The sequence below is a fragment of the Aeromicrobium sp. genome (assembly GCF_036676885.1).
In the GTDB taxonomy this organism is placed as follows: Bacteria; Actinomycetota; Actinomycetes; order Propionibacteriales; family Nocardioidaceae; genus Aeromicrobium.
This window is the reverse complement of record NZ_JAKFCB010000196.1, coordinates 1-2275: the sequence shown is the minus strand read 5'-3', so window position 1 is coordinate 2275 and position 2275 is coordinate 1. Positions and strand designations below refer to the sequence as shown.

Sequence of the window (2275 nt, the reverse complement as noted above, 5' to 3'; positions counted from 1 at the left end):
GATGGCAGCGCGCAAGCGCATGGAGCAGGTCAAGACCGCGATCCTGTCGCTGCTGATGGACGCCTACCAGCGCCGCGACAAGGTCGGGCTCATCACGTTCCGCCAGGACGGCGCCGAGCTCGCGCTCCCGCCGACCGGCTCGATCGACATCGCCGCGACCCGCTTGGCCGAGCTGCCCGCCGGTGGGCGTACGCCGCTCGCCGAGGCGCTGCTCAAGACCGCCGACGTGCTGCGACTCGAGCGCGTACGCGATCCGCGCCGCCGGCCGCTGCTCGTCGTCATCACCGACGGCCGGGCGACGTACGGCGACAACGCCCTCGGGCGTGCGCACCAGGTCGCCAAGCACCTCGGCGCGACCGGCCTCGCGAGCCTGGTCATCGACTGCGAGACCGGCAAGTTCCGCATGGGCCTGGCCTCGCAGCTCGCCGATCACCTGATGGCCGAGTACGTACCCCTCGGCGAGGTCAGCGCCTCGGCGCTCACCGACGTCGTCCGCGCCGGCGTGCACGAGACGGGAGCCGCCTGATGCCCAAGGGTCAGCCGGTAGCCGTCCCCGACGACGGCCTCACCACCAGGCAGCGCCGCAACCGACCGTTGCTGATGGTCCACACGGGCGACGGCAAGGGCAAGTCGACCGCCGCGTTCGGCCTCGCGATCCGCTCGTGGAACCAGGGCTGGAACATCGGCGTCTTCCAGTTCGTCAAGTCCGCCAAGTGGCGCATCGGCGAGCAGACCGTGCTCGAACGCCTCGGCGCGCTGCACGACGAGACCGGCGAGGGCGGACCCGTCGAGTGGCACAAGATGGGCTCCGGCTGGTCGTGGTCGCGCAAGGAGGGCTCCGACGAGGACCACGCCGCCGACGCCGCCGAGGGGTGGGCCGAGGTCAAGCGCCGCATCGCCGCCGAGACACACGACCTCTACGTGCTCGACGAGTTCACGTACCCCATGAAGTGGGGCTGGGTCGACGTCGACGACGTCGTCGAGACCCTCGCCAACCGGCCGGGCCGCCAGTACGTCGTCATCACCGGTCGCAACGCCGACCCTCGCCTCGTCGAGATCGCCGACCTGGTGACCGAGATGCAGCACGTCAAGCATCCGTTCGACAACGGCCAGAAGGGTCAGCGGGGCATCGAATGGTGAGCCTTCCAAGACTGGTGATCGCCGCGCCCGCCTCGGGCCACGGCAAGACGACAGTCGCCACCGGCCTGATGGCCGCGCTGTCCCGCGCCGGCCACGACGTCTCGGGCCACAAGGTCGGGCCGGACTACATCGACCCCGGCTACCACGCGCTCGCGACCGGCAAGCCCGGCCGCAACCTCGACCCGCACCTCGTCGGTGAGGAGCGACTCGTCCCGCTGCTCCTGCACGGCGCGCGCGGGGCCGGCCTCGCGATCATCGAGGGCGTCATGGGCCTGTACGACGGACAGATCGGCGGCGAGGGATTCGCGTCGACCGCACACGTCGCCACCGTCACGCGTACGCCCGTCGTCCTCGTCGTCGACATCTCGCACGCGTCGCGCTCGATCGCCGCGCTGGTGCAGGGCATGGTCGCGTTCGACCCGTCCGTGCGGATCGTCGGGGTGATCCTCAACAAGGCCGGCTCGCCGCGGCACGCCGGCGAGGTCGTCAGCGCGCTGGAGTCGACCGGCCTGCCGGTGCTCGGCGTACTGCAGCGCGACGACGGCATCGTCGCGCCATCACGCCATCTCGGACTCGTGCCAGCCGCCGAGCGTGACGACGCCGCTCACGCGCTGGACCGGCTCGCTGCGCAGATCGCCGAGAAGATCGACCTCGACCAGCTGCTGGCGCTGGCGCGCTCTGCGCCGGACCTGGATGCCGAGCCATGGAACGCCGACGACCAGGTCGTGGCGCCCAGCGAGCGCAGACCCGTCGTCGCCATGGCCGGCGGGCGCGCGTTCACGTTCCGCTATGCCGAGACCGAGGAGCTGCTCCGCGCCGCCGGCTGTGACGTCGTGACGTTCGACCCGCTCGCCGACGAGGCCCTGCCGGAGGGCACGGCTGGGCTCTACCTCGGCGGCGGATTCCCCGAGGTGCACGCTGCCGGGCTGTCCGCCAACACGCCGCTGCGCGAGGCGCTCCGCGCAGCCGTCGACTCCGGCATGCCGACGTATGCCGAGTGCGCCGGGCTGCTCTACCTGTGTCGTTCGGTCGACGGCATGCCGATGGTCGGTGCGCTCGACGCCGAGGCCGTCATGACGCCGCGGCTCACACTGTCGTACCGGACCGCGATCGTCCCGGCAGACCAGCTGACCGG

General features: G+C 71.6%; 3 protein-coding genes. All 3 read left to right on the top strand.

What is annotated here, in order from left to right:
- Positions 1-526: vWA domain-containing protein (locus V6M46_RS09285; RefSeq protein ID WP_332664066.1), on the top strand; the 526-nt coding region annotated here is incomplete at its 5' end.
- Positions 526-1140 (top strand): cob(I)yrinic acid a,c-diamide adenosyltransferase, encoded by a 615-nt coding sequence (gene cobO, locus V6M46_RS09280; RefSeq protein WP_332664063.1) that lies wholly within the window; start codon positions 526-528, stop codon positions 1138-1140. The genes V6M46_RS09285 and cobO, both read left to right, overlap by 1 nt.
- Positions 1134-2275: cobyrinate a,c-diamide synthase (locus V6M46_RS09275; protein WP_332664061.1), on the top strand; the 1142-nt coding region annotated here is incomplete at its 3' end. The genes cobO and V6M46_RS09275, both read left to right, overlap by 7 nt.